The 21,669-nt window shown below is 64.1% G+C and carries 23 protein-coding genes; 1 reads left to right on the plus strand and 22 read right to left on the minus strand.

Features of this window, described 5'->3' with window-relative positions; translation table 11 throughout:
- Positions 1–88 precede the first annotated feature (88 nt).
- The 14 genes from BR00_RS01390 to gluQRS form a co-directional block, all read right to left on the minus strand.
- On the minus strand, positions 89–1,132 hold the full coding sequence (locus tag BR00_RS01390) for a methyltransferase domain-containing protein (protein WP_496475826.1): 1,044 nt from the start codon (positions 1,130–1,132) through the stop codon (positions 89–91).
- Positions 1,125–1,808 carry a TIGR04282 family arsenosugar biosynthesis glycosyltransferase gene (locus BR00_RS01395; protein ID WP_496475827.1) on the minus strand — a complete coding sequence of 228 codons (684 nt, stop codon included), beginning with the start codon at positions 1,806–1,808 and terminating at the stop codon, positions 1,125–1,127. Before BR00_RS01395 ends, BR00_RS01390 begins: the two co-directional genes overlap by 8 nt.
- Positions 1,805–2,479, minus strand: coding sequence for a TIGR04283 family arsenosugar biosynthesis glycosyltransferase (locus BR00_RS01400; protein WP_496475828.1), 675 nt, complete (start codon positions 2,477–2,479; stop codon positions 1,805–1,807). Before BR00_RS01400 ends, BR00_RS01395 begins: the two co-directional genes overlap by 4 nt.
- Positions 2,480–2,482: 3 nt before the next feature.
- The gene (locus BR00_RS01405; protein WP_496475829.1) at positions 2,483–4,642 is read right to left on the minus strand and encodes a dihydrolipoyl dehydrogenase family protein; all 2,160 of its coding nucleotides are present in this window, start codon (positions 4,640–4,642) and stop codon (positions 2,483–2,485) included.
- Positions 4,639–5,607: an arsenosugar biosynthesis radical SAM (seleno)protein ArsS gene (gene arsS / locus BR00_RS01410; RefSeq protein ID WP_496475830.1), complete on the minus strand. Its 969-nt coding sequence runs from the start codon at positions 5,605–5,607 to the stop codon at positions 4,639–4,641. Before arsS ends, BR00_RS01405 begins: the two co-directional genes overlap by 4 nt.
- A gap of 30 nt (positions 5,608–5,637) precedes the next feature.
- Positions 5,638–6,756 carry an FAD-dependent oxidoreductase gene (locus tag BR00_RS01415; protein WP_496475831.1) on the minus strand — a complete coding sequence of 373 codons (1,119 nt, stop codon included), beginning with the start codon at positions 6,754–6,756 and terminating at the stop codon, positions 5,638–5,640.
- A 20-nt stretch (positions 6,757–6,776) separates the two neighbouring features.
- Entirely contained in the window at positions 6,777–7,634 is an 858-nt protein-coding gene (locus BR00_RS01420) for an SPFH domain-containing protein (protein WP_496475832.1), read from the minus strand.
- Positions 7,631–8,089, minus strand: coding sequence for an NfeD family protein (locus BR00_RS01425; RefSeq protein ID WP_496475833.1), 459 nt, complete (start codon positions 8,087–8,089; stop codon positions 7,631–7,633). Before BR00_RS01425 ends, BR00_RS01420 begins: the two co-directional genes overlap by 4 nt.
- A gap of 47 nt (positions 8,090–8,136) precedes the next feature.
- The gene (gene tilS / locus BR00_RS01430) at positions 8,137–9,156 is read right to left on the minus strand and encodes a tRNA lysidine(34) synthetase TilS (RefSeq protein ID WP_496475834.1); all 1,020 of its coding nucleotides are present in this window, start codon (positions 9,154–9,156) and stop codon (positions 8,137–8,139) included.
- A 2-nt stretch (positions 9,157–9,158) separates the two neighbouring features.
- On the minus strand, positions 9,159–9,494 hold the full coding sequence (locus tag BR00_RS01435; RefSeq protein ID WP_496475835.1) for a hypothetical protein: 336 nt from the start codon (positions 9,492–9,494) through the stop codon (positions 9,159–9,161).
- A gap of 3 nt (positions 9,495–9,497) precedes the next feature.
- The gene (gene hemA, locus BR00_RS01440; protein ID WP_496475836.1) at positions 9,498–10,817 is read right to left on the minus strand and encodes a glutamyl-tRNA reductase; all 1,320 of its coding nucleotides are present in this window, start codon (positions 10,815–10,817) and stop codon (positions 9,498–9,500) included.
- 7 nt (positions 10,818–10,824) lie between these two features.
- Positions 10,825–11,652: a cytochrome C assembly family protein gene (locus BR00_RS01445; RefSeq protein ID WP_496475837.1), complete on the minus strand. Its 828-nt coding sequence runs from the start codon at positions 11,650–11,652 to the stop codon at positions 10,825–10,827.
- Entirely contained in the window at positions 11,630–12,319 is a 690-nt protein-coding gene (locus BR00_RS01450) for a precorrin-2 dehydrogenase/sirohydrochlorin ferrochelatase family protein (protein ID WP_496475838.1), read from the minus strand. Before BR00_RS01450 ends, BR00_RS01445 begins: the two co-directional genes overlap by 23 nt.
- Positions 12,320–12,394: 75 nt before the next feature.
- Positions 12,395–13,339, minus strand: coding sequence for a tRNA glutamyl-Q(34) synthetase GluQRS (gene gluQRS / locus BR00_RS01455; RefSeq protein ID WP_496475839.1), 945 nt, complete (start codon positions 13,337–13,339; stop codon positions 12,395–12,397).
- Positions 13,340–13,452: 113 nt separating this feature from the next.
- On the opposite strand from gluQRS, the gene BR00_RS01460 reads away from it, so the two are divergent.
- Positions 13,453–14,910 carry a protein adenylyltransferase SelO gene (locus tag BR00_RS01460; protein WP_496475840.1) on the plus strand — a complete coding sequence of 486 codons (1,458 nt, stop codon included), beginning with the start codon at positions 13,453–13,455 and terminating at the stop codon, positions 14,908–14,910.
- Positions 14,911–14,952: 42 nt separating this feature from the next.
- Here BR00_RS01460 and nadB read toward each other — a convergent pair whose 3' ends face one another.
- The 8 genes from nadB to BR00_RS01500 form a co-directional block, all read right to left on the minus strand.
- The gene (nadB, locus tag BR00_RS01465; protein ID WP_496475841.1) at positions 14,953–16,530 is read right to left on the minus strand and encodes an L-aspartate oxidase; all 1,578 of its coding nucleotides are present in this window, start codon (positions 16,528–16,530) and stop codon (positions 14,953–14,955) included.
- A 159-nt stretch (positions 16,531–16,689) separates the two neighbouring features.
- Positions 16,690–17,109, minus strand: a complete 420-nt coding sequence (locus BR00_RS01470; protein ID WP_496475842.1) for a response regulator — start codon at positions 17,107–17,109, stop codon at positions 16,690–16,692.
- Positions 17,075–18,256 (minus strand): sensor histidine kinase, encoded by a 1,182-nt coding sequence (locus BR00_RS01475; protein WP_496475843.1) that lies wholly within the window; start codon positions 18,254–18,256, stop codon positions 17,075–17,077. The genes BR00_RS01470 and BR00_RS01475 overlap by 35 nt, the downstream gene beginning before the upstream one ends.
- Positions 18,257–18,634: a response regulator gene (locus BR00_RS01480; protein ID WP_496475844.1), complete on the minus strand. Its 378-nt coding sequence runs from the start codon at positions 18,632–18,634 to the stop codon at positions 18,257–18,259.
- Positions 18,631–19,242 carry a sensor histidine kinase gene (locus BR00_RS01485; protein ID WP_496475845.1) on the minus strand — a complete coding sequence of 204 codons (612 nt, stop codon included), beginning with the start codon at positions 19,240–19,242 and terminating at the stop codon, positions 18,631–18,633. The genes BR00_RS01480 and BR00_RS01485 overlap by 4 nt, the downstream gene beginning before the upstream one ends.
- On the minus strand, positions 19,239–19,619 hold the full coding sequence (locus tag BR00_RS01490; protein ID WP_496475846.1) for a response regulator: 381 nt from the start codon (positions 19,617–19,619) through the stop codon (positions 19,239–19,241). The genes BR00_RS01485 and BR00_RS01490 overlap by 4 nt, the downstream gene beginning before the upstream one ends.
- Positions 19,616–21,322, minus strand: coding sequence for a sensor histidine kinase (locus BR00_RS01495; RefSeq protein ID WP_496475847.1), 1,707 nt, complete (start codon positions 21,320–21,322; stop codon positions 19,616–19,618). The genes BR00_RS01490 and BR00_RS01495 overlap by 4 nt, the downstream gene beginning before the upstream one ends.
- Positions 21,319–21,669 (minus strand): NifB/NifX family molybdenum-iron cluster-binding protein, encoded by a 351-nt coding sequence (locus tag BR00_RS01500; RefSeq protein ID WP_496475848.1) that lies wholly within the window; start codon positions 21,667–21,669, stop codon positions 21,319–21,321. The genes BR00_RS01495 and BR00_RS01500 overlap by 4 nt, the downstream gene beginning before the upstream one ends.

Consider the following 21,669-nt stretch of genomic DNA (forward strand, 5'->3'; position numbering starts at 1 on the left):
GAGGCGCCGTGGCCGCCTTTGATAGCAATGTGGCCGTGGGAGAGATCCCGCGGCCACATTGTTGGGGCATGCACTTTGAGGACAACACCTAGCAGCAGCCGCACTGTTCTTCGCCGGTGCGCTGGTCCGTAAAGGGCATGGATTTGCCGCAGCCCGCAAAGATCCCGTAGTGGCGCGTAAAATCGCCGATGAAGGTGAAGTGCGGCGCGAGTCGGCTTGCCTGCAGGATACGCCAGGTATTGCCGCATACGGGAAAGACCTTGCCCGTAGGGATATGGTGGTGCTTGTCGAGGACCAACACATCGGGATGGTTGGGGATGGTCCCGTGGTAGACGACGGCCTGGCCGTAGTCTTCGCAGTCGTTTTCCAGACCCGGGACATTGAAGAGGCGGTAGGTTGCGGAAAAGAAGCGGACCGCCGCCCCCACGCATGCCGCCACCTCCGGTTCCGTGATGGTGATCGGCCGATCTTCCACCAGGCGTGGGTCCGGGAAGCCCGCGGCTTGGGCCATGCGGAGAAAGTCGTTCCAATAGAGGGCTCCGCCCAGGCATTCGCCGTAGAGGACGGGGTCGGTGCGGATGGACTCCGGCACGCGCCGGTCGGCGTACACGTCGGAAAAATAGAACTCGCCGCCTTCCTTGAGCAAGCGTTTGACCCCGGCAAGGACTGCGGGCTTGTCGCAAGAGAGGTTGACCACGCAATTGGAGACGATCACATCGAAGCTGCCGGGCTCAAGGCCGAGATCGTCCAGATTTTCAATGTAGCCTTTGAGGAAGCGCACGTTGGCAAAACCGAAGCGCTCGGCATGCCAATGGCGGTGGGCTTCGGCCACGGCCAGCTGTTCATCCGTCATGTCCACGCCAATGACCTCGCCTTGGGGCCCCACCAATTGGGCGAGGAGGTAGACGTCGCGGCCCGCACCGCAGCCGAGATCGAGCACACGGCAGCCCTCCACAAGCGGTGGGCAGGTGAGACCGCAGCCGTAGTAGCGCTCCAGAACTTTGGGATGGATATGGGTGAGAAGCGGCTTGAGCCACTCGGGCAGTTGGCTCGGAGCGCAGCAGGCTTGGGTTTTGAGGTCTTGAGTCCGTTGGACGTGCTTGCCGTAGTAGTTTTGGACGAATTCATGCATACTGGAGTGACTCCTGAGGCTGATGGGAATGCGGGAAGCGACATGCGTGGTCGCTGACGGATAGGCGCCAATGAGGTGGAATCCAACACAAATCTTTGGGTTCGTCGATATCGGGGAGCGCGGGGAATTCGGCCCAGCGCCAGCCCAAGGCGGCCATGCGCCGTCGAGTCCGCATGGCCACCGCATCGGTGCTCCAAGGGATGCGGCGAAAGACCAGGGGGTGGAAACGCCGCAGGCCGAGGAGCACGTATCCGCCGTCCGTGCTGGGGATCATCAGGGCGTCGTGACCGGCGAGTTCCTGGGCTGCGCGGCGCAGGGTGGCGGCATCCAGCGCCGGGCAATCGGTGCCGAGCAGGATCGGCGCTTCCCCCTGCGCATGGATGCGGGCTGCTGCCCGCAAGAGCCGCGCTCCCAGGTCACCGCTCCCTTGGTCGCTCCATGCAAGCTGCTGGCGAAGTTCCGCAGGCAGGGCCTGCCGCCAAGCCGGGTGCTCGGGCGCGGGAGTGGCGCACAGCTCCACAGGGGCGACGGAGCTCGCAAGGGCGGCCTGCACGGCGCGCCGCAGCATACGGGCCGCCAGGTGTGCGGCGCCTTCCGGACCCAGGGCGGGGATGAGTCGTGTCTTGGCCTGTCCAGGCAGGGGGGCTTTGGCAAAGATGATCAGGCGCGGTGTCATCGGTAGGCCTTGGCAAGGGCTTCGGGGTTTGCACCGAGGAAGTAGCGCAGGCGCAGCGTCCACATGAGGAGGATGGTGCGCCAGACCCCCCGCGTTTCCCATCGCCGTCCCGATGTCGTGACCGCCGCCCGGAGGCATGCCGGGGGCGAGAGGCGCTTCAGGTGCATGGAGAGTTCGATGTCTTCCATGAGCGGCTGATTGGGGTAGCATCCCACCTGGAAGAATGCCTCACGGGTGACGAAGATGCCTTGATCGCCGGTGGCGATGCCGGTGATGCGTGAACGGAGATTCATGAGGCGGGCGATGAGCGGAAACCACGGGCTTTGGCCTTGGATGGTGACGTCGAACCGCCCCCAGACGTGGCGGCCGCGGGCGAGGGCGTGGCGGATATCCTGGAGCGCCGTGGCCGGAAGCCGGGTGTCGGCGTGGAGGAAAAGCAGCACGTCGCCGGTGGCGTGCATGGCCCCGGCGTTCATCTGGGACGCCCGTCCCCGGGGGGCGCCAAGGGCGGCGAATCCGGCGGCGCGTGCAAGCTGGAGGCTGGTGTCGTCGCTTCCCCCATCCACCAGGAGCACTTCCGCTCCCTGCCGGACAAACTGCGAGAGGTGGGAGAGCAGCCCGGGAAGGATGGGTGCTTCATTGAGCATGGGCACGATGATGGAGATCTGCATGGGCTAGCCTCGCATCCATTGGTGATAGCGCTCCACCCAGGCCAGAAGGCGTTCTGGGGCATGGGCGAGCTTCCACTGGCCGGCCAGATTTTTGTTGGCCTCCACCCAACTGGGGTACGCGTGGATGGTGCCGAGAATTTTGGAGAGCCCCAGGCCGTGCTTCATGGCGAGCACGAACTCCGCCAGCATCTCGCCGGCATGGGGGCTTACGATGGTGGCCCCAAGAATGCGGTCCTTGCCGGGCACGGTGAGTACCTTGAGGAAGCCTTCCGTGGTGCCTTCGGTGATGGCGCGGTCGAGCTCTGTCAGACTGTACCGAGTCACTTCGTAGGCAATGCCCTGCTTTCGGGCCTCACGTTCATTGATCCCCACCCGCGCCACCTCCGGGTCCACGAAGGTGACCCAGGGGATGACGGAGAAGTCCACTGCAAAGCGCTTGATGGTGCCAAAGAGTGCGTTGACCGCCGCGTACCACGCCTGATGTCCGGCGCTGTGGGTGAATTGGTAGGGGCCGGCGGCGTCGCCTGCGGCAAAGATATTGGGATAGATGGTCTCCAAATAGACGTTGGTGTCAATGGTGCGATGGGTGGGAATACCCAAGGTTTCGAGACCGTAGCCTTCAAGGCGCGCCGTGCGGCCGACGGCCACGAGGAGCGCGTCGAAAGGAATGGAGCGCGGCGTGCTGTCCGGAGGCCCTTGGACCACCAGCGTCTTTCGGTCACCACGTTTTTCGCAGCGAAGCGACGTGTGTCCCAGAAGGACTGTGACCCCGTTGGCTTCCAAGCGTTTTTGGACGAAGTCCGCTACGTCGTCGTCTTCGCGGGGCATCAGCCGGCTGCGGACCACCTGCGTGACATCGCTTCCCAGCCGGGCGAAGGCTTGGGAGAGCTCGCAGCCGATGGGGCCGCCGCCCAGCACCACGAGGCGTCGGGGAGGCTCGGCACATTGGGCGAGAAAATCCCAGAGGGTTTCCGAGGTGAGGTATCCCGTCTCCTCGAGACCTGGCAGCGGGGGCACGAGCGGTTCTGCCCCGGTGGCCAGCACGATGCTGCGGGCGGTGAGGCGTTCCTGCGCGCCGTCGGCGGCGGTGATCTCCACGGTCCACGGATCAAGAAGCCGTGCATGGCCCAGACGCACGTCCACGCCCAGGGCGGTGTAGCGTTCCACGCTGTCATGGGGGGCCACGCGCTCAATGGCGGTGCGGATGTGCTCCACCACGGTAGGGAAATGGATGCGGGGCTCACGGCATGCAATGCCCAACCGGTCTGCGTGGCGGATGCGGTGCGCCAGGTTGGCCGCCGCGATGAGGGCCTTGCTGGGCACGCACCCGTGGTTCAGGCAATCGCCGCCCATGGACCGGCGCTCCACGAGAGTGACCGTGGCCTTGGTGGCGGCGGCGATATAGGCGGTCACCAGTCCGGCGGCCCCGCCGCCGATGACGATGAGGTTGCGGTCGAAGCGTTTGGGCCGTGACCATGGCGCGTAGCGGTGCTTGCGTTGCACCCAGGTGACGGCGGTCTTGGCCAGCCATGGAAAGATCCCCAAAAGGGCAAAGGACGCCCAAAGCGGAGGAGAGAGGATGCCGGAGAGGCTCTGCAAGGAGGCGAGCTGGCGGCCTGCGTTGACGTAGACCATGGTCCCGGCGAGCATCCCCAGCTGGCTCACCCAATAGAAGGTCCAGGCGCGTATGGCCGTGAGTCCCATGGCGAGGTTGATGAGAAAGAACGGGAAGATGGGCACCATGCGCAGGGAGAAGAGGTAGAGCGCCCCGTCACGCTCGATGCCTGCGTCGATGACTTCCAGGCGTTCGGCAAAACGGCGTTGGACCGCCTCCCGGAGCAGGTAGCGCGCTGTGAGGAACGCGGCCAGCGCCCCGATGCTGGATGCAAACGAGACGATGAGCGTGCCCTTCCACAATCCAAACAAGGCCCCCGCCGCCAGGGTGAGCACTGTGGCCCCAGGCACGGAGAGTGCCGTGACCGTCACATAGAGGAGGAAGAACGCCGCTGTTGCCTGTACGGGATGCGCTGCCTGCCACGCTTGCCACTGGGCAAGTTCGGTCTGCAGGCGCTGCAGGCTCAAGAAATCGGGCCCGCCCAAGACAAAGAAGGCGGTGATCGCCGCGGCCAGCAGGACGAGGATCGCCCATCTGCCTCGGGTCATGGGGCTGCCTCCAGCAAGGCGCCGCCGCAACTGCTGCCTTGTCCTGCCGTGCATCCGAAGCAATGTTCCGCGACACCGACGGCGCGTCCTCTCCAGTCGTCGTCCAGCAGGGCGCGGAGATGGACGCGCGATGGGCTGCCGCCCAGGGGAATGCCGAGCTGCTGATTGAAGTCGCAATCATAGAGGAAGCCTTGCCAGTCCACGCTTACGAGCGTCCGGCACATGAGGGCTTCCAGGTTTTCTGGACGAAAATTTGCTTTGAGGAGGCAGAGATAGTCGACCAGGGCGCCTTGGGCGGCAAGCCGGGAGGCAAAGCGGCCGATGGGCATGTTGGCCAGGGCAAAGAGGTGGTTGAACACGATGCCGTAGCGTTCTTTGAGCTCGCGCTGGTAATCGGCCTCTAAATCCACCTGGTTCGGAGGAAGACTTGGCCCGCCGGGGTTGTACACCAGATTGAGCACGAGCCCTGATGCAGGCGCTCCGTACCCCAAGGCGTTGAGCCGCTGGAGCGCGGCAATGCTTTTGGCAAAGGCGCCTTCTCCGCGCTGCTGATCGACGTTCTCTGCACAGTAGCAGGGCAGGGATGCGACGATTTCCACCGTATGCGCCGCCAAAAATTCCGGCAGATCTTCGTTTCCCGGCTCTAGGAGCACCGAGAGATTACAGCGGTCGATGATGCGCACCCCCAGCCGGCGTGCGGCCTCCACCAGGGCACGGAACCCTGGGTGCAGTTCTGGCGCGCCGCCGGTGATATCCAAAATGGAGATGCCGCGGGCGGCAAGGACCCTGGGGATCAGTTCCAGGGTGGCTGCGTCCATCATTTCCGTGCGGTGCGGTCCGGCATCCACATGGCAGTGGGCGCACGCCTGGTTGCAGCGGTAGCCGATATTGACTTGCAGCGTGGAGATCTCGTGGCGATGGATTTGAGGGAAGGTGATGTCGTGGGAAGGCGTAAGCATATGCATCGTCATGTCTCTTTGGCGTCTTTGGGGGTTTTACGCTGATTTTCCGTTCCCAGTGAATCGTTCGATGAAGCGTCGGTCAATCCAATCTTTCCATCGCCACGCCCACCTTCCTTCGAGGCTGACCCTTCCCCAGGAGACGATGGCGTAGCGATCGCCGCAGGCGAGAAGATAGAGGGAGCGGCGGCGCGGCGTATAGGTCGTCAGCGGGCGGCCGGAAAGGACGGCCATCAGGTTGCGGGCGAGCACGGGGCCGGCGCGCACGGCGTGCACTCCGGAGCGCGCAAGCGGCGCGTCCTCGCGGCTGCACACGTCCCCCGCAGCGAACACGTCCGGGTGGGAGACGCTGCGGTGGTAGGCGTCCACCAGGATGAACCCCTCGGTGTCCAGGAGCAGCCCGGAGGCCAGAAGCCACGACGGCGCCCCGGTTCCTGGAGCCGCCAATACCACATGGGCCTGGACGATCTCGCCGCTGGCGAGCTGGACCCCTTGGGGATGTCCTGCGGCGCGTTGGAGCTGCACCGTGACCCCGGCGCGCTGCAGTTGGCGTGCGGCCCGCTGCCGTACCCCAGGGGCGTGCCCAGGCAGTATGCCGGAAGATCCGGCCACGAGCCATACTTCGGCTCTTGCGCCCTGGATGCGGAAGGCGTGGGCCGCGGCCAGGGCGAGCTCCACGCCCGCCGCGCCAGCCCCGACGACCGCCAGCCGAAAGCCTGGGGTGCTCCGTGCGCGTTCCAAAACATGGGGCCACGCGGCCACAAAGCGCTCCAGGGGTTTGATGGGCAGCAGGCGGTCACCTGCAGCTGCCAAGGGGGTTGTTTTGGGAACGCCTCCGACATCGATGGAAGTCAGATCGTATTCCAGGCGGCGTCCGCCTTCCGTGGTGGCGCAGCGCTGGTGGGCGTCCAGGGCGCAGACAGCGTCTTCCACCAGGTGCACCTGGGCTTTCTCGCACCAGGGGCGAAGGTCGATGCGGCACTGTTCGGCGGCGTAATGTCCAGCCATCCAGCCCGGAAGCATGCCTGAATAGATCTGCCATACGCTCGGGGTGACGAGGATGGTTTCCAGCCCCGGAGGGCGGGCGCGGGCGAGGGCGCGGAGCACCGAAAGCTGCGCATGTCCGCCGCCGATCAGAAGAAGGCGCTGGTGCATTCGCCTTACCGCCGTGGTGGTTAGCGTTTGCCTCCGCCCAAAAGCCCTTGGATGGCGGAGGTCAAATCCGCAGGCAGCACCACGGTGCGTGAGCCTTGCTGTTCGGCCAGGGCGCGCAGGGCGTCCACGTAGCGCTGTCCCAAGAGGTAGTGGAGGGTGGTTTCCGCGGTGGCCGCGGCCTCGGCGATTTTGGCGATGGCGTTCTTGTCGCCTTCGGCGAGCACGATCTTGGCCTGGGCCTCGCGCTTGGAGGCTTCGAGCTTGCCTTCGGCCTGGAGGATGGCCGAAGCCTTTTCGCCTTCGGCGCGGGTGACCATGGCCCGCCGGGCCCGCTCGGCTGCGGCCTGCTCTTCCATGGCCTGCTGCATGGTGTCCGATGGCTTGATATCCTGGATTTCCACGGTCTTGAGTACGATCCCCCAGTCCGCGATGTCGTCGGAAATGGCGTTTTTGAGTTTGGTCTTGATCTGTTCCCGAGAGGAAAGGGCGTCGTCGAGGTCCATCTCGCCGACGATGGAACGCAGCGAGGTCTGCACCAAGGTCTGGATGGCGATACGGTAGTCTTCCACCCCGTAGACGGCCTTTTCCGGGGCGACGATATTGATGTAGGCCACGGCATTGGTGATGATGACTGCATTGTCCCGGGTGATGACGTCTTGGGAGGGAATGTCCAGGACGATGTCTTTGGTGGTCACTTTATAGGCCACCGTATCCATGTACGGGATGATGAGATTGAGCCCTGGGCCGAGGGTGGAGTGGTATTTGCCGAGGCGCTGCACCACGAATTTATATCCCTGCGGCACGATGCGCACACCCAAAAACAGGGTGACTCCCACAAGGGCAAGAATAAAGACGACGAGGACGAGTCCTGGATTCATAAGACCTCCGAGCTCGGTTTGCGGGACACCACCAAAGTGTTCCCGGTGATATCGACGACGGTCACCCGGTCTCCCAATTGCACGGGATCGGAGCAGCGCATGGGCCATTCGTCATCGCCCAAAAGCGGGGTGCTGAAGCGCACGCGGCCAAGGCCATCCGGACCAGGCACGGCCACCACTTGTCCGGTTTGGCCCAGGGCCCCTTCCCGAGAGATGCCGGCGGTAGTTTTGTCGCGCATGCGGGGTTTGAGCACCAAAAACCACAAGGCGCAGAAGACGCAAGATAACACGGCCCAGGCGAGGATTTGTGCGGTGAGCTCCATGGGAACGCCGATCCAGAGCAGCGCTCCCACCACCACTGCAGCCAGGCCGAACCAGAAGATGGTAAAGCTGGGGATGAAGGCCTCGACTATGACGAGCACAATGCCGAGGGCGATCCAATGCCAGTATTCCATAGGGGTCTCCTCCTTGGAGCTGGTGTAGCAGGAGCGGGCCGCGGAGGCTAGAGAGAAAATGAAGTACGAGCGAAGTCGGCTTGCGGGCGGCGGAACATGGGCATGACCGCTAGGCCGTCGATGCGCACGAGGATGCACTTATCCCCAGGAAATTGCACGCAGCGCGGGGAGCGCTGCCGTTGCCAGAGTTCGTCCACGCGCAGCAGGGTTTGGGCGCGCACCTGGCCTGGTCCGAGACTGTGGAGCGCTGCGGCAAGGGCGCGCAGCCTTTGGGCCGCGGGCATGGCGCGCAGAAGCTGGTTGGGGAAAAAGCGCATCAGGCGCAAGGGGCGGGTCTGGTCCTGCCAAAAAGCGGCGTCCCGGGAGGCCAGGCGCCACAGGTCCAGACAGCGCTCCAGCCAGCGTGGATTTTCCGCAAAGAGCAGGGGCAATACCTGGGCGCGGATGCGGTTGCGTCGGGTAAGGGGCAGGCAGTTGGAGGGATCTTCGCACCAGGAGAGGTCGTGCTCCTGGGCGTAGCGCACCAAGGTCTCCTTGGAGCAGCACAAAAGGGGGCGCAGCAGGCGGCGGTTGTCATCGCGGCCGGGCATGCCCGCCAGCGCAGGCCAGCCCACCCCGCGCACCAGGCGTAGCAGGATGTCTTCGGCGAGGTCGGTGGCGTGGTGCGCAGTGAGGATCCACTGGCTTTGGGTGGCGCGGCGCACGTTTTCGAGCCAGGTGTAGCGCGCCTGGCGGGCCTGATCTTCCATGCCCGGGCTTGCCATGGTGCCCGAGAGCTTCAGGCGTTCCACATGGCAGGCGACGTCCAACGCTGCGCATACGGCGCGGGCCTTTTGGGCCTCGAGATCCGCCTCGGGCCGCAGGCCGTGGTGCGCGTGGGCCGCGTAGACTTCCAGCTGGAGCGGCGCGCGCCACGAAGCCAGAAGGTGGAGCAGCACCGTGGAGTCCACCCCGGTGGAGTACGCCACCAGCACGCGGCTCCCGCGCAAGTCCACGCCCAATTCTTCGGTGGTGAAGCGCAGGACCTGGCGGGCCCAGCCCTGCCAGCGGGGGCGCAGCGAGGTCATGGTCAGGTGGGGATATCCAGTTCCGCAAGGAGGTTGAGCACCCGCTCCACCATGGCCCGCTCCTGTTCGCAGGTGGCGTAGGTCATGCACGAGCAGCGCATCACGCCGGTGGCCCGCACCAAGAGTTCCAGACGGACCCAGGTGGGGCCGGTCTCGAGGGCGAGGACGTGGGGGCCGCAGCGTTCGGCGTGTTCGCGTTGCTCGGGGGTGAGCAGTTCCGTGGGCACCGGCAGGTGATAGAGGTCCTCGATGGCGCTTTTGAGGCCGCGCTCGTCCAGCCACGCCTTGATGGCGTCTACGTTGGCGGCGGTCAGCTCGTCGATGAAATAGGATCGCATGGGTCACCTTGAGCGTTTGCGGTCGTCGTGGGCGTCTTCGGGCGGGGTCTCTCCGTCCAGGTTGAACATGCGGCGTGCCTGGTGGACGAAGCGCTCGGCCGAGCCTTCTTCCTGGGTGCGCCGCTTCAAATAGGTGATGGGGGCGTGGTAGATCTTGTGGCAGATGGAGTGCGCCAGCCGTTCCATGATGGCCACCACCTGGGGATCAGGGTCCGGGCCCAGCTGGCGGATGGATTTGCGCAGTTCTTTGCGGGCGATGCGCTCGCCTTGGTCCAGCAAGGCCACGATGGTGGGCTGCAGCCGCAATTCGTCCATCCACTGAAGGAACGCCTGGACCTCCTCGTCGATGATGGCCTGGGCCTTGATGGCTTCCTGCTGGCGGGAAGCGCGGTTTTCCTCCACTACGCCGTTGAGATCGTCGATGTCGTAGACGTAGACGTTGTCGATGGCATTGGCGTCCGGGTCGATGTCTCGGGGCACGGCGATATCGATGAAGAAGATGGGCCGCTGCCGGCGGTTGCGCATGATCTCCTTCATCTGGCTGGCGGTGAGGATCACCGACGGCGAGCCGGTGGAGGTGATGACGATGTCCGCTTCCAGCAAGGCCTGGTTCAAGGCGTCGAATCCGTAGGCTTGACCGCCGAAGCGCTTGGCCAGTTCTTCGGCGCGGGAAACGGTGCGGTTGACCACGGCCATACGCCGCACTCCGGCGGCGAGCAGATGGGTGGCCGCCAGTTCGGCCATCTCGCCGGCGCCGATGAGCAGCGCCGAGTGCCGGGAAAGGTCGGCAAAGATTTTCCGTGCCAGCTCCACCGCGGCGTAGCTGATGGACACGGCACTGCTGGCGATGGCGGTCTCGGTGCGCACCCGTTTGGCCGTGGAAAAGGCCTTGTGCAGCAAGCGGTTGAGGATCACGCGCGTGGCATGCGCCTCCACGGCCGACCGGTAGGCGGCCTTGAGCTGGCCGAGGATCTGCGGCTCGCCCACCACCATGGAGTCGAGGCTCGCGGCCACGGAAAAGACGTGGGCCACGGCTGCGGCGCCAGTGTGGCAGTAGGTGTGCTGGGTGAGGAGTTCCACGGGCTGGTTGCAGGTCTGGGCCCAGACTTGGTGCACCTCGTGGGCGACGTCGGCGCCAGGTTCTCCCACCACGATGCATTCTACCCGGTTGCAGGTGGAGAGGACCACGGCTTCGGTGATGGGACCGTGCTCCTGCACCAGGCCGGCGGCCACAGGGTTGAAGCCGGCGAGGGCAAAGCGTTCGCGGATGTCCACGCCCGCGGTTTTATGGCTCAGTCCAATGACATGGATTCGTTGGCTCATGATATTTTTAGAAAGCGCGAAGGCTGTGGTGGGTGGGGAGGAGGAAGTTGATGAGCACCAAGGACCCCAGGGACAGCAAAAAGATGGCGATGGCCATTTTGGCGGGTTTGCGTCCTTTCCACCCGAGGGCCAGGCGTTGGTGGAAAAGGATGGCGTAGAGGACCCAGATGCCTAGGGAGACGACTTCTTTGGGGTCACCGGTTAGCACGCGTTTCCAGGTGAAGGCCGCCCAAATGAAGCCCGAGAGCATGCTGATGCTGTACAGAGGAAATCCTACGGAGACCGCCAGGGCGTTGACCCGGTCCAGAGTGTCCAGGGCAGGCATCTCCTGGAGGGCGGAAGGGATCTTGCTTTTGGTTTTGATCTTGCGCTCCAGGTAGACATAGCCCACGCCAGCGCCAAAGGCCAAGGCCAGCAGGGCAAGGGCCACGAAAATGGCCCCGACATGGAGTCCGAACCACAGGAGGCTGAGATGCTCCGGCACGATGGTCGTCGCCGGATGAATGACCATGGAGCCGGTGAAGAGCACCACGGCGAGCGGCGCGGTGATGAGAGAGAGAAAGTCGTGCTTGAAGCGCCACCACGCCACAAAGAACACGAGCACACACAGCCAGGCGAACAGGCTGATGTAGAATTGGCCGTGCTGGAGCACGTCGGCTTGTAGGAGGCCTGCGGCTGCCAGGTCTGCGGTATGCAGGAGAAATCCGAGGGCAGAGGCCAGGGACGCGGCCTTCTTGCAGAGAGGCTGGCGCAGTCCCAATCCCAAGGGGTAGAGGGCCGCGCCCGCGAGATACGCCAGGGCGATGGCGAGTTCAAACCAAGTCCAGGCAGGCATGACACCAGTCCTCCAGGTAGGCGTGTAGTGGCGCGGGGAGATGTTCTTGCAGGATTGCCATACAGCGGGAAAGGTCCTGATCCCGCAAGGCGTCCACCAGGGAAGAAGCCGCCAGGGCGCGGAAGATTTCGGCGTTGGCCTTGGCGGGCGCCCCAAGGGCGAGCACGTACGGGCGGATCTGCGCCAAAAGCTGGGTCAGCGCCCCATATTCCGGGCCAAATTCCGTTTCCAGGCGTTGGCGCACCTGGCGAGCCAAGGCCGGACTTGCTCCCGCCGTTGCCACGCACACGAGAAAATCGCCGCGCCGTACGCAGGCGGGCAGGGCAAAGGAGCCGTCCTCCGGCTGGGTTGCCGAATTGCACAGGATCTTGGCCTGCCGACAGCGCGTGGCGATGTGGCGATTGAGCTCCGCATCCGGAGTGCAGGCAAAGACCAGCTGCGCCTCCGCGATATCCGTATCCGCAAACGGACGGGCGTGGATGACCATGCCGGGATGCGCCGAGGCGAGGGCGTAAAGCGCCTGCGGCGGCGTCGGGTCCACCACCGTGAGCCGCGCCGGCGGACCGGCCTCCAGCAGGCCGTGGATTTTGCGCAGTCCTACGGAGCCGGCGCCGACCACCAGGGCGTGAAGATTGCGCGTATCGATGAGGATGGGGTAGCTGTGCATGGCGTAGGGCGCGTACCAAACCGCTGAAGTTCCGACAAGCCGCCATTGGTCGGCCCGTGGGCGGCCAAGAGGTGGTCAGGAAAGCTTGGCCAAAAGCGCCGGGGTGTGCGCAGGCAAGTGCACCGGGGTGCGTGGGAGGCGCTGCCAGGAAAACGCCGGGGCGAGGGCTTCGGCGTAAATGGGCTGCGGGGTGGGGATGAGGCCGCCAAGCCAGGCCAAAAACCCTGTGATGGCCTGCGGAGAGATGCCTGCCGCGCGCAGCGCCCGGGCGGACAGCGCCTGGTGGCGCTTGGCCAGACGTTCGCCGCTGGGGTCCAGGAGCAGGGGGACGTGGGCCCAGCGGGGCGGAGAAGCGGCCAAGTAATGGAATATGGCCTGTTGCCTGGGGGTGGAATCCAAAAGATCCGCCCCGCGCACCACCAAAGTGATGTCCTGATCCAGGTCGTCCACGGCCACCGCCAGCTGATAGGCAAAGAGTCCATCTCCCCGGCGCACGGCAAAATCCCCGCCGCACGCCGCCGCTGAGGCGCGAAAAGTTCCCTGCACGAGGTCGTCAAAGGTGCAGGCGTCCTCCGGCAGCACCAAGCGGATGGCCGGGGATTTCTCCTGCGCTTTACGGGCGCGGGTGGCCTCGTCCAGGTGGCGGCAGGTGCCGGGGTAGGCGGGCAGGCCGCCGTGGGGGGCGCTGGCCAGTCCCTGGAGGTCTTTGCGGGAGCAGAAACACGGATAGGCGTGGCCACGGGCCATGAGATCGTTCAGGATTTCGGTGTAGCGGGGGACGCGTGGACTTTGGAAGTAGGGGCCTTCGTCCCAGGTAAGTCCCAACCAGGTCAGGTCCTCCTGGATGGCATCGGCAAAATGCGGCCGACTGCGGGCCGTATCCACGTCCTCGATGCGCAGCACCACGGCGCCGCCCTGAGTGCGGGCCGCAAGCACACACCACAAAAAGGCCCAGGCATTGCCCAGATGCAGGTACCCCGTGGGGCTGGGGGCCAGACGCACACGAACCGGAGAACGCATGCGCCGTGCATGGTCACTTTGGAGCGCAAATGCAACCCACCTCTTGCCTCTTCCTCTTGGCATGTGCAGATATGGCGTGTGCGCGTACGCTTTTTTCCTTTCTGGAGGCTTTGATGTCCCCTACCGCTGGATGGCGCTTGGAGAACTCCTACGCCCGCTTGCCTGAGTCCTTCTTTCGTCGGGTGCGGCCCACGCCGGTGCGTTCTCCGCGTCTGGTGCTTTTCAACCGCGATCTCTGCCGTGCGCTGGGGCTGGACGCCGACCTGCTGGATGGCGAGGCGGGGGCGCGCATCTTTTCCGGAAACGAGCTTCCTCCGGGCGCTGCGCCCATTGCCCAGGCGTACGCGGGCCACCAGTTCGGTGCGTTCACATTTTTGGGCGATGGCCGGGCCGTGATTTTGGGCGAGCAGATCACCCCGGATGGCCAGCGCGTGGACATCGCCCTCAAGGGCTCCGGGCCGACGCCCTTTTCCCGCCACGGGGATGGCCGCGCCGCCTTGGGGCCCATGCTGCGGGAGTACCTCATCAGCGAGGCCATGCATCACCTGGGCATTCCCACCACCCGTTCCCTGGCCGTGGTGGCCACGGGGGAAGACGTGGTGCGGGAGCGTTTCTTGCCTGGGGCGGTGCTCACCCGGGTGGCGCGAAGCCATATCCGCGTGGGCACCTTCCAGTATTTTTGGGCCCGGGGGGAGGTGGAGTCCGTACGCCTTTTGGCCGACTATACCCTGCAGCGCCACTTTCCGGATCTGCGCGCCGCGGACAACCCGTACCTGGAGATGCTGCGCGCCGTGGTGCAGGCGCAAGCCCAACTCATTGCCGCCTGGATGCTGGTGGGCTTTGTCCATGGGGTCATGAATACCGACAACATGAGCCTGGCGGGCGAGACCATCGACTACGGGCCGTGCGCCTTTCTCGACACTTATCGGTCCGGGGCGGTGTTCAGTTCCATCGATCTGGACGGCCGCTATGCCTATGCCCAGCAGCCGGGCATCGCTGTTTGGAACCTCACCCGCTTGGCCGAGGCCCTGCTGCCGCTTTTGGGCAAAGCCCCCCAGCAGGCCGTGGATGCGGCCAGGGCGGCAGTGGAGGCGTTCGTGCCGGCGTTTCAGGCCGCGTGGCACGGGGGCATGGCCCGCAAGCTGGGATTGGTGGGCAGGCATGGGGAGGACGCCGCCTTGATGCGTGATTGGCTTGAGCTTCTGGAAGCTTCGGGCGCAGACTTCACCAACGCCTTTCGCGGCCTGATGCGGCAGGAGCCCCCGCAGGAGCCGCCGTTTTCGCATCCGGATTTTCCCGCCTGGTATGCGCGCTGGCAGGCGCGGGTGGCGGATCAGGAAGGAGGACGGACAGCGGCCCGCGCCCTGATGCGCGCGGCCAATCCCGCGGTCATCCCCCGCAATCAGCGGGTGGAAGAGGCGCTTGCCGCTGCTGTCCGTGGTGATGCGCGGCCTTTGGACCGTCTGCTCACGGCCCTGCGCACCCCTTTTGTGGAACCCGCGGACCCTGCCTTGATGGCGCCTGCGCCTGAGGAGTTTCAGCGCACGTACCGGACGTTTTGCGGCACCTAACGGATCGCTCTGTCTTTTGTGCGGTGCAATTGCCGTTCATCGCTACCGAGGCCGGAAATGGCAGCCGCGGCTTTCTTTGTTGCGCAGCGCCGCCGTGGTGATGATGTACGCAGTTTGGCAGCCGTGGAAGAGGTCGATGGACGCCTTGGAGACACGGATGGATTTGTAGAAGGTGTGCAGCCTCTTGTTGAGATTGCGTAAGTCTTCGAAGGCCCGCTCCAGGCGGGGCGTGGTGCGGACGATGCCCATGTAGTTCCACATGGTGCTGCGAATGGTCACCCAGTCCTGATGAATGAGGGCCGGGTCTTCGTTTTCGCTCTTGCCGGAGGTGACCCAGTCCGGAATGGCGTCTTGGAGCCGCTTGGAGAGCGGGCAGTGGTCGGCATCGGCCGTGTGCGTGATGTGCTGGGCTGCGGCGAGGCCCCACAAAAGTCCTTCCAAAAGCGAGGTCGATGCCAGACGGTTGGCCCCATGGACCCCGGTGCAGGCGCATTCGCCTGCGGCATAGAGGCGGTCTAGGGTGGTGCGTCCGTGTTCGTCCACGAGAATACCGCCGCAGCTGTAGTGCGCCGCCGGCACCACGGGGATGCGTTCGCGGGTGATGTCGATGCCCATTTCCTGACAGCGGGCGTAGATGGTGGGGAAGCGTTTCTTGAGATTGGCGTCCACGAAGTTGGCGGCGTCCAGAAACACGCAGTCTTCGCCGGAGTGGAGGATCTCGTCGGCGATGGCGCGGGCGACGATGTCCCGTGGGGCGAGCTCCATACGTTCGTCGTACTTGGCCATGAAGCGCTCGCCCTTGGCGTTGAAGAGCCGGGCCCCTTCGCCGCGCACGGCCTCGGAGATGAGAAACTTGCGTTCCGAGCGGGAAAAGAGGGCGGTGGGGTGAAACTGGATATATTCCAGGTTCATGAGCCGCACGCCGGCGCGGCTGGCCATGGCCAGGCCCGAGCCGATGGAGGAGGCGCAATTGGTGGTGTGCAGGAAGATCTGCCCCACTCCGCCGGTGGCGAGGATGGTGGCGTCCGCCAGGATGGTGACCGGCTCGCCGGTGGCGGCGTCGAAGACGTAGGCCCCCACGCATTGATTGGTGAGCTGGTAGCGGAACTCCAGGGAAGTGGCGTGGTGCCGGGTGGTGAGGAGATCAATGGCCGTGCATTCGGTGAGGATGCGGATATTGGGGTGGCTGGTGACCACCCGCGTGAGGGCGTCGTGGATGGCCCTGCCTGTGGCGTCGGCATGGGTGAGGATGCGGGCGATGCTGTGCCCCCCTTCCTTGGTGCGGTAGAGGGAGCCATTCGGACAGGTATCGAAGGGCACCTGCACGCGGTCGAGGAGGAATTCCTCCACGGCCTTGGGCCCGTGGGTGGCGAGGAAGCGCGCCGCGTGTTCGTACACGTAGTGCGCCCCGGCCACGGTGATGTCGCGCACAAGGAGGTCCGGGCTGTCTTCCGGGGCAGTATAGACGATGCCGCCTTGGGCGAGGGGGGTGTTGCCCGCGTCCAAAGGTCCTGAGGAGAGCAGGGTGACTTCCCAACCGGCGTCGGCCAGGGCGATGGCGGCCGTGCATCCGGCAATGCCCGCGCCAATGACAAGGATTTCGGTCTTCAAGCGTTCCATGAAGTTTCCTCCGCAATGGGCTTGCGGGAGGGGTTGCGCAAAGACGGACGTTTGGCAAGGGGGGTGTGCGCCGGAAAAGAAAAACGGAAGGGCACAGCCCAAAGGATTTGGCTGTACCCTTCCGTGGTGTACCGCGCCGAATGATTCGGCGCAGGCGGGTTAGTTGTATTCGTTGAGGGCGGCCTCGGCGTAGGTGTCTTCCAGCAGCTTGCGCAGGCGGAAGGCCCCCTCGATCATGGGCGCCAGCTTGGGCAGGCCGTCGATCTTGTCCACGTAGCTGAAGGCCCCGAGGACTTCGGCCATGCGCTGGCGCTCTTCGTTGCCATGGCCGGTGAACAGCACCACCTGGATCTTTTTGTCGATCTCTTTGAGGCGCTTCAAGGTCTCGATACCGTCGATGCCGGGCATCTCGATGTCCAGGACGACGACGTCGTAGCGTTTGGCGCGCGCCATCTCCAAGGCCTGGTCGCCCGTATGGGCGATGTCCGGCGTGATCCCGTAGAGGATATGGAGCCGGTCGGCGAGGATGCGGCACAGGTCTTTTTCATCGTCCACGATGAGCAGTCGCATGGTATTCATGAGAGTCCTCCTTGGCTGTGGCCAACCCCGCGGTTGGCGCGGTGATTGCGGTGTATGGAATGGTGACGGACACCGTTGTCCCGTGGTTGGGTATGCTGGCGATTTCGATGCGTCCTCCCAAGGCCTCGACGAGGGCATGGCAGAGGCTCAGCCCCAGTCCCATGCCTTTGCCCACCTCTTTGGTGGAAAAGAATGGCTCGAAAATACGGGCCAGGACCGCGGGTTCCATGCCGATACCCGTGTCCTGCACCTGGACGACGACCTCTTGGGGCGCCTGGGAGGCGTGGATGCAAAGACGAAGCTGGGCCTGCGTCGCTTCCGGGGCGGCGGCGCCTTGAGCTTCCAGGGCGTCCAAGGCGTTGTCCACCAGCGGGGCAAGGATGTGCCGCCAGGTTTCTGCGGACACCATAAGGGACGGCGGGCAGGTGTGTTCGACGAAAAACCGTCCTTGCCAGCGGCTGCGGCGGTCTTCGAGAAGCTGGGCGATGAGACGGGCGAGCGGCTGCGGCGTGTCATCTGCCGGTACCGCCGCCCGCAGCGAGAGGAGTTTGGTGGTGACGGCCTTACAGCGGGCGGTTTGCTCGCGGATGGTGGCAAGCGAGTCCTCGAGCTCCCTGCGGGCGCCTTGCTCCATTGGGGTTTCTGCAAGGGTCTCGGCCATCCACCCTGCCTCGTTGAGCACGATTTGCAGCGGGTTGTTGATTTCGTGGGCTACGCCGACGGCGAGTTCTCCCAGGGCCGCCAGCCGGGCCGTTTCCGCCATGCGCTGGCGCTGCGCGGCATCAAGGCGGTGGGCTTCTGCCTCCTGGATGGCTTTGAGGATGCGCTCCAAAGGCGCAGGTTTGACGATGTAATCGGCCGCCCCACGCTTCATGCCGCCCACTGCCGCGGCAAGTCCGCTTTCCGCAGTGAGCAGGACCACTTCGGTACGCGGCACGAGCTCTTTGATGGCCTTTAGGGCGGCAAGGCCGTCCATGCCCGGCATGGAGAGATCCAGCAGCACGACGTCGGGGTGGCTTTGGCGCACCACCTCCACGGCGCTTGCGCCGTCGTAGGCGGTGTGCACTTCCATCCCTCGGGTGCGCAGGCGCTCTGCCAGCGTCTCCGCAAACTGCCGTTCGTCATCCACCACCAGGACACGCGCCATCTATTGGCCTCCCGATGGTTCGAGGACTTCGTGGATGGTGGCCAGGAGTTGGCTGATGTCGGTGGGTTTTTTGAGATACGCCTGGGCGCCCGAGCGCAGGCAGGCGGCGATGTCTGTCTCTGCGCCGTGGCCGCTGAGCATCACCACCGGGAGTTTCGGCCAGGCGGCGCGAATGCGGCGCAAGGTCTCCATGCCGCCAATACCCGGCATGCGCAGATCGAGGACCACCACGTGGGGGGAGTGCTCGGCAATGCACTGCAGTCCCTCTTCGCCGTTGAGCGCCATAATCGGCGTGTGCCCGCGCAGCTCCAGACGCTCGGCCAAGGTGGTGACGAAGCCTTCTTCGTCGTCGATGAGGCAGATGCGCAGGGCGGTCATGGTGTGGCTGCCGGAAACGGAAGGCGGATGGTTTGGTCGTGGATCTCGATGTGCCCGGCCTCGGCGAGGGCGGCGAGCACGGGAGAATCCTTGGGCGCAACCGGGAGGGTCATGACCAGCGCATGCTGGGGTGGACCTGGAACGATACTGGCATCGAGGACGCTGCCCGCGGGGCAGAGATCGATGGCGGCGCGCAGCACGGTGAAGCCGCGGCTGAACACGTCCATGGCCGGGGTACGTACCGGCAAGGGTTGGCCTGCGGGGGTAAAGCGCAATTGGATTTCTTTGAGGCGCGCTGGGCGCTGGCACAGGTCCATCAAGGCGGCCACCTGGGGGGAGAGGTCGCAGGACTCCTGCTGCTCCACGTCCGTGGCGTGGCCGAGGCGGTTCATGGCCGTGAGGAGGCGTTTGCCTCGGTCGACTTGGGTGGCGATGTGCTCCAGGGCCTCGTGGATCTTGGGGCGGTGCTGGAGCGCCACCTTGGCGTTGATGTCGAGGATGTCGCCCAAGAGTCCTGCAGACTCCCGGATGATGGCCAGGATATTCTGGAGTTCGTGGGTGGTCATGGCGGTCATGGCGCCCATGGCCCGCGTGGAGTCGAAGGTCATGATTGGCCTCCCCGTTCCATGGCTTCGGAGAGGGTACGCAGAAGCTCCTCCAAATCCACGGGTTTGGTGAGATAGGCAAAGGCGCCGCGATGCATGCCCTCGATACCGTCTCGGGTCGTGCCTTGGCCGGTGAGGAGGATGACCGGGATTTGGGGGTGGGTTTCCCGCAGCCGGGTGAGGACGTCGAGCCCTTTCATCCCCGGCATGAGGACATCCAGGAGCACGGCCTGGGGTGCGGCCTCGGCCATCATGTGCACGGCGGTCTCCCCGTCATGGGCGACGCGCGTGGCAATGCCGCGGATCTCCAGGCGTTCGGCCAGGGTGGTGGCGAATTCCTCTTCGTCGTCGACCACAAGCAGGGTGGAGGGAAGGATCATAGGCTGCCTCCTTGTTCTTCCGGCGGATGTTTGGGCAGGAAGATGGTGACGGTGGTGCCCTTGCCCAGGGCGCTTTGGATGTGGATGTCGCCGCCTAAGCGTTTGACGATGCCATAGGTGATGGACATGCCAAGGCCGGTGCCTTTCTCTTTTTTGGTGGTGAAAAAGGGCTCGAAGATGTGTTTGACCGTTTCTTCCGACATGCCGCAACCGTTGTCGGCAACGGCAATGCCGACACGTTCCCCTTCATCCCAGGTGGAGACGGCAATGGTGCCACCGTCGGCCACGGCTGCCAGGGCGTTATTGAGGATGTTGAGAACGACCTGCTGGATCTGGCCGTAATCCGACGGGATTTGCGGTAGATCGGGCGCCAGGCGCCGCTCGATGGTGACATTGCGGTATTGGGCCTCGCGTTCCAAAAATCCAATGGTTTCCGTAATGGCGGCATTGATGTCCAAGACCTCGATCTTGACGTCCATGCGTTTGGCAAACCCAAGCATGCGGTGGGTAATGCCGCGGCACCGATCCACAGAACGGAGAATGGCGTCGATTTGTTTGGCAAAGCGCTCTTTGTCGGGAAAATCGGGACGCAGCTCCAAGAGATCGCGCAGCAGTCCGGCTTTTTCGTTGATGATGGCCAAGGGGTTGTTGATCTCGTGGGCCACGCCGGCGGCCAGACGGCCGATGGACGACAAACGCTGGGTGTGCTCCATTTGGTGGATGGCGGCCAGGCGTTGGGCGTCGCTCTCTTGGAGCCGCTGGATGATCATGCGGGTGGCGGCGAAGACCCCTGCGAAGATGACGCATACTCCGGCGACAAAGACCGCAACCATGTCCAGGCGCACCGTATACCAGGCCTTGAGCAGCGATGGCCTGGGTTTCATGGCCACGAGCACGAAATCCGTGTTGGCGATTTGGCTCAGAGCGAGAAAGTACTGTCCCCCGGCAGGGTCTGCAAAGTCGTAGACATTGGCTTCGTAGTTGGCGGGGGGCAGGGAGAAAGACAGGGGTTCGAGGACATGGCCATACTGCCGGGATTCGGTTTGGAGCACGCCTTTGCGGTCGGTGAGAAAGGCGTCACTGCCAGGTTCCAGTCCCATGGAGGCGATGATGTTTTCAAATTGGGCGGTGTCCAGCGTTGCCCGCACAATCCAGCTGCGGCCATCAGGGTTATTGTGGCGCACCGCAACGACGACGTGGGGAAATTGCCGAAAACCAAGAAAGACATCGCTAATGTAGGAACCACGCAAAAGTACCTGTTGAAACCATTTCTGTTCTGTATAGTTGATATCTTTGAGGTTGTATGGTCCTACATAAGAAATGAGTTTTCCGGAATCATCGATGAGCGATATGTCGACGAATCCAGTAAATGCTTGCGACATGATTTGGAATATTCTGTTGAGTGCTGTTTTGTCGGCAAGCTGTTCGAAAGAATATGCCGATGCGATGAAATTGATTGCAGAGATACGTTCCGTGAGATACAGTTCAAATGAGTGTTTGGTTTTTCCTACCAAGGCACGCAGCGGCTCTTGCACTTGGGCGGTCAGGGCATGCTGGTGCTCATAATAATTGATGAAGGCAAGCGAGATGAGCGGGAGCAAGGCCGACACGGCGATGAGTGCCACGATTTTGCGTTGCAACGTGCGGTAGCGGGAGGGCGCGGTGGCTGCCTCTGCCCAAGAACTGGGGGCTTCTTCTTTCATGCTTGAGCTCCAGAAAATCCCACGATGTCGCCTGGGTTGAGGGTGCCTGTGCGCAATCGGTCAATGACCGCAGCCACGGAGCCAATGACGCCATCAAAGACTTCGACCCGTTTCCAGCGCAGGTAGTGGTAGTATTCTTCTTCGATGCCCCCGCATACCACGGCATCCATGTCCCGTTCAAGGATGAGGTTGCAGAGCTCGTCCGCGGAAGGGTGGGCAAGGAGGAGCGATTTGCGGGCCACGATCTCCCCGCCCTCAGCCAGGCGCAGGATGAGGACCTCCATGGCGAGATCGAAACGGGGGGCGATTTCGTCGTGGTCGATGGTGATGAGGATGCGGCGCTCCAT

This window comes from Thermodesulfomicrobium thermophilum DSM 16697 (assembly GCF_059568695.1).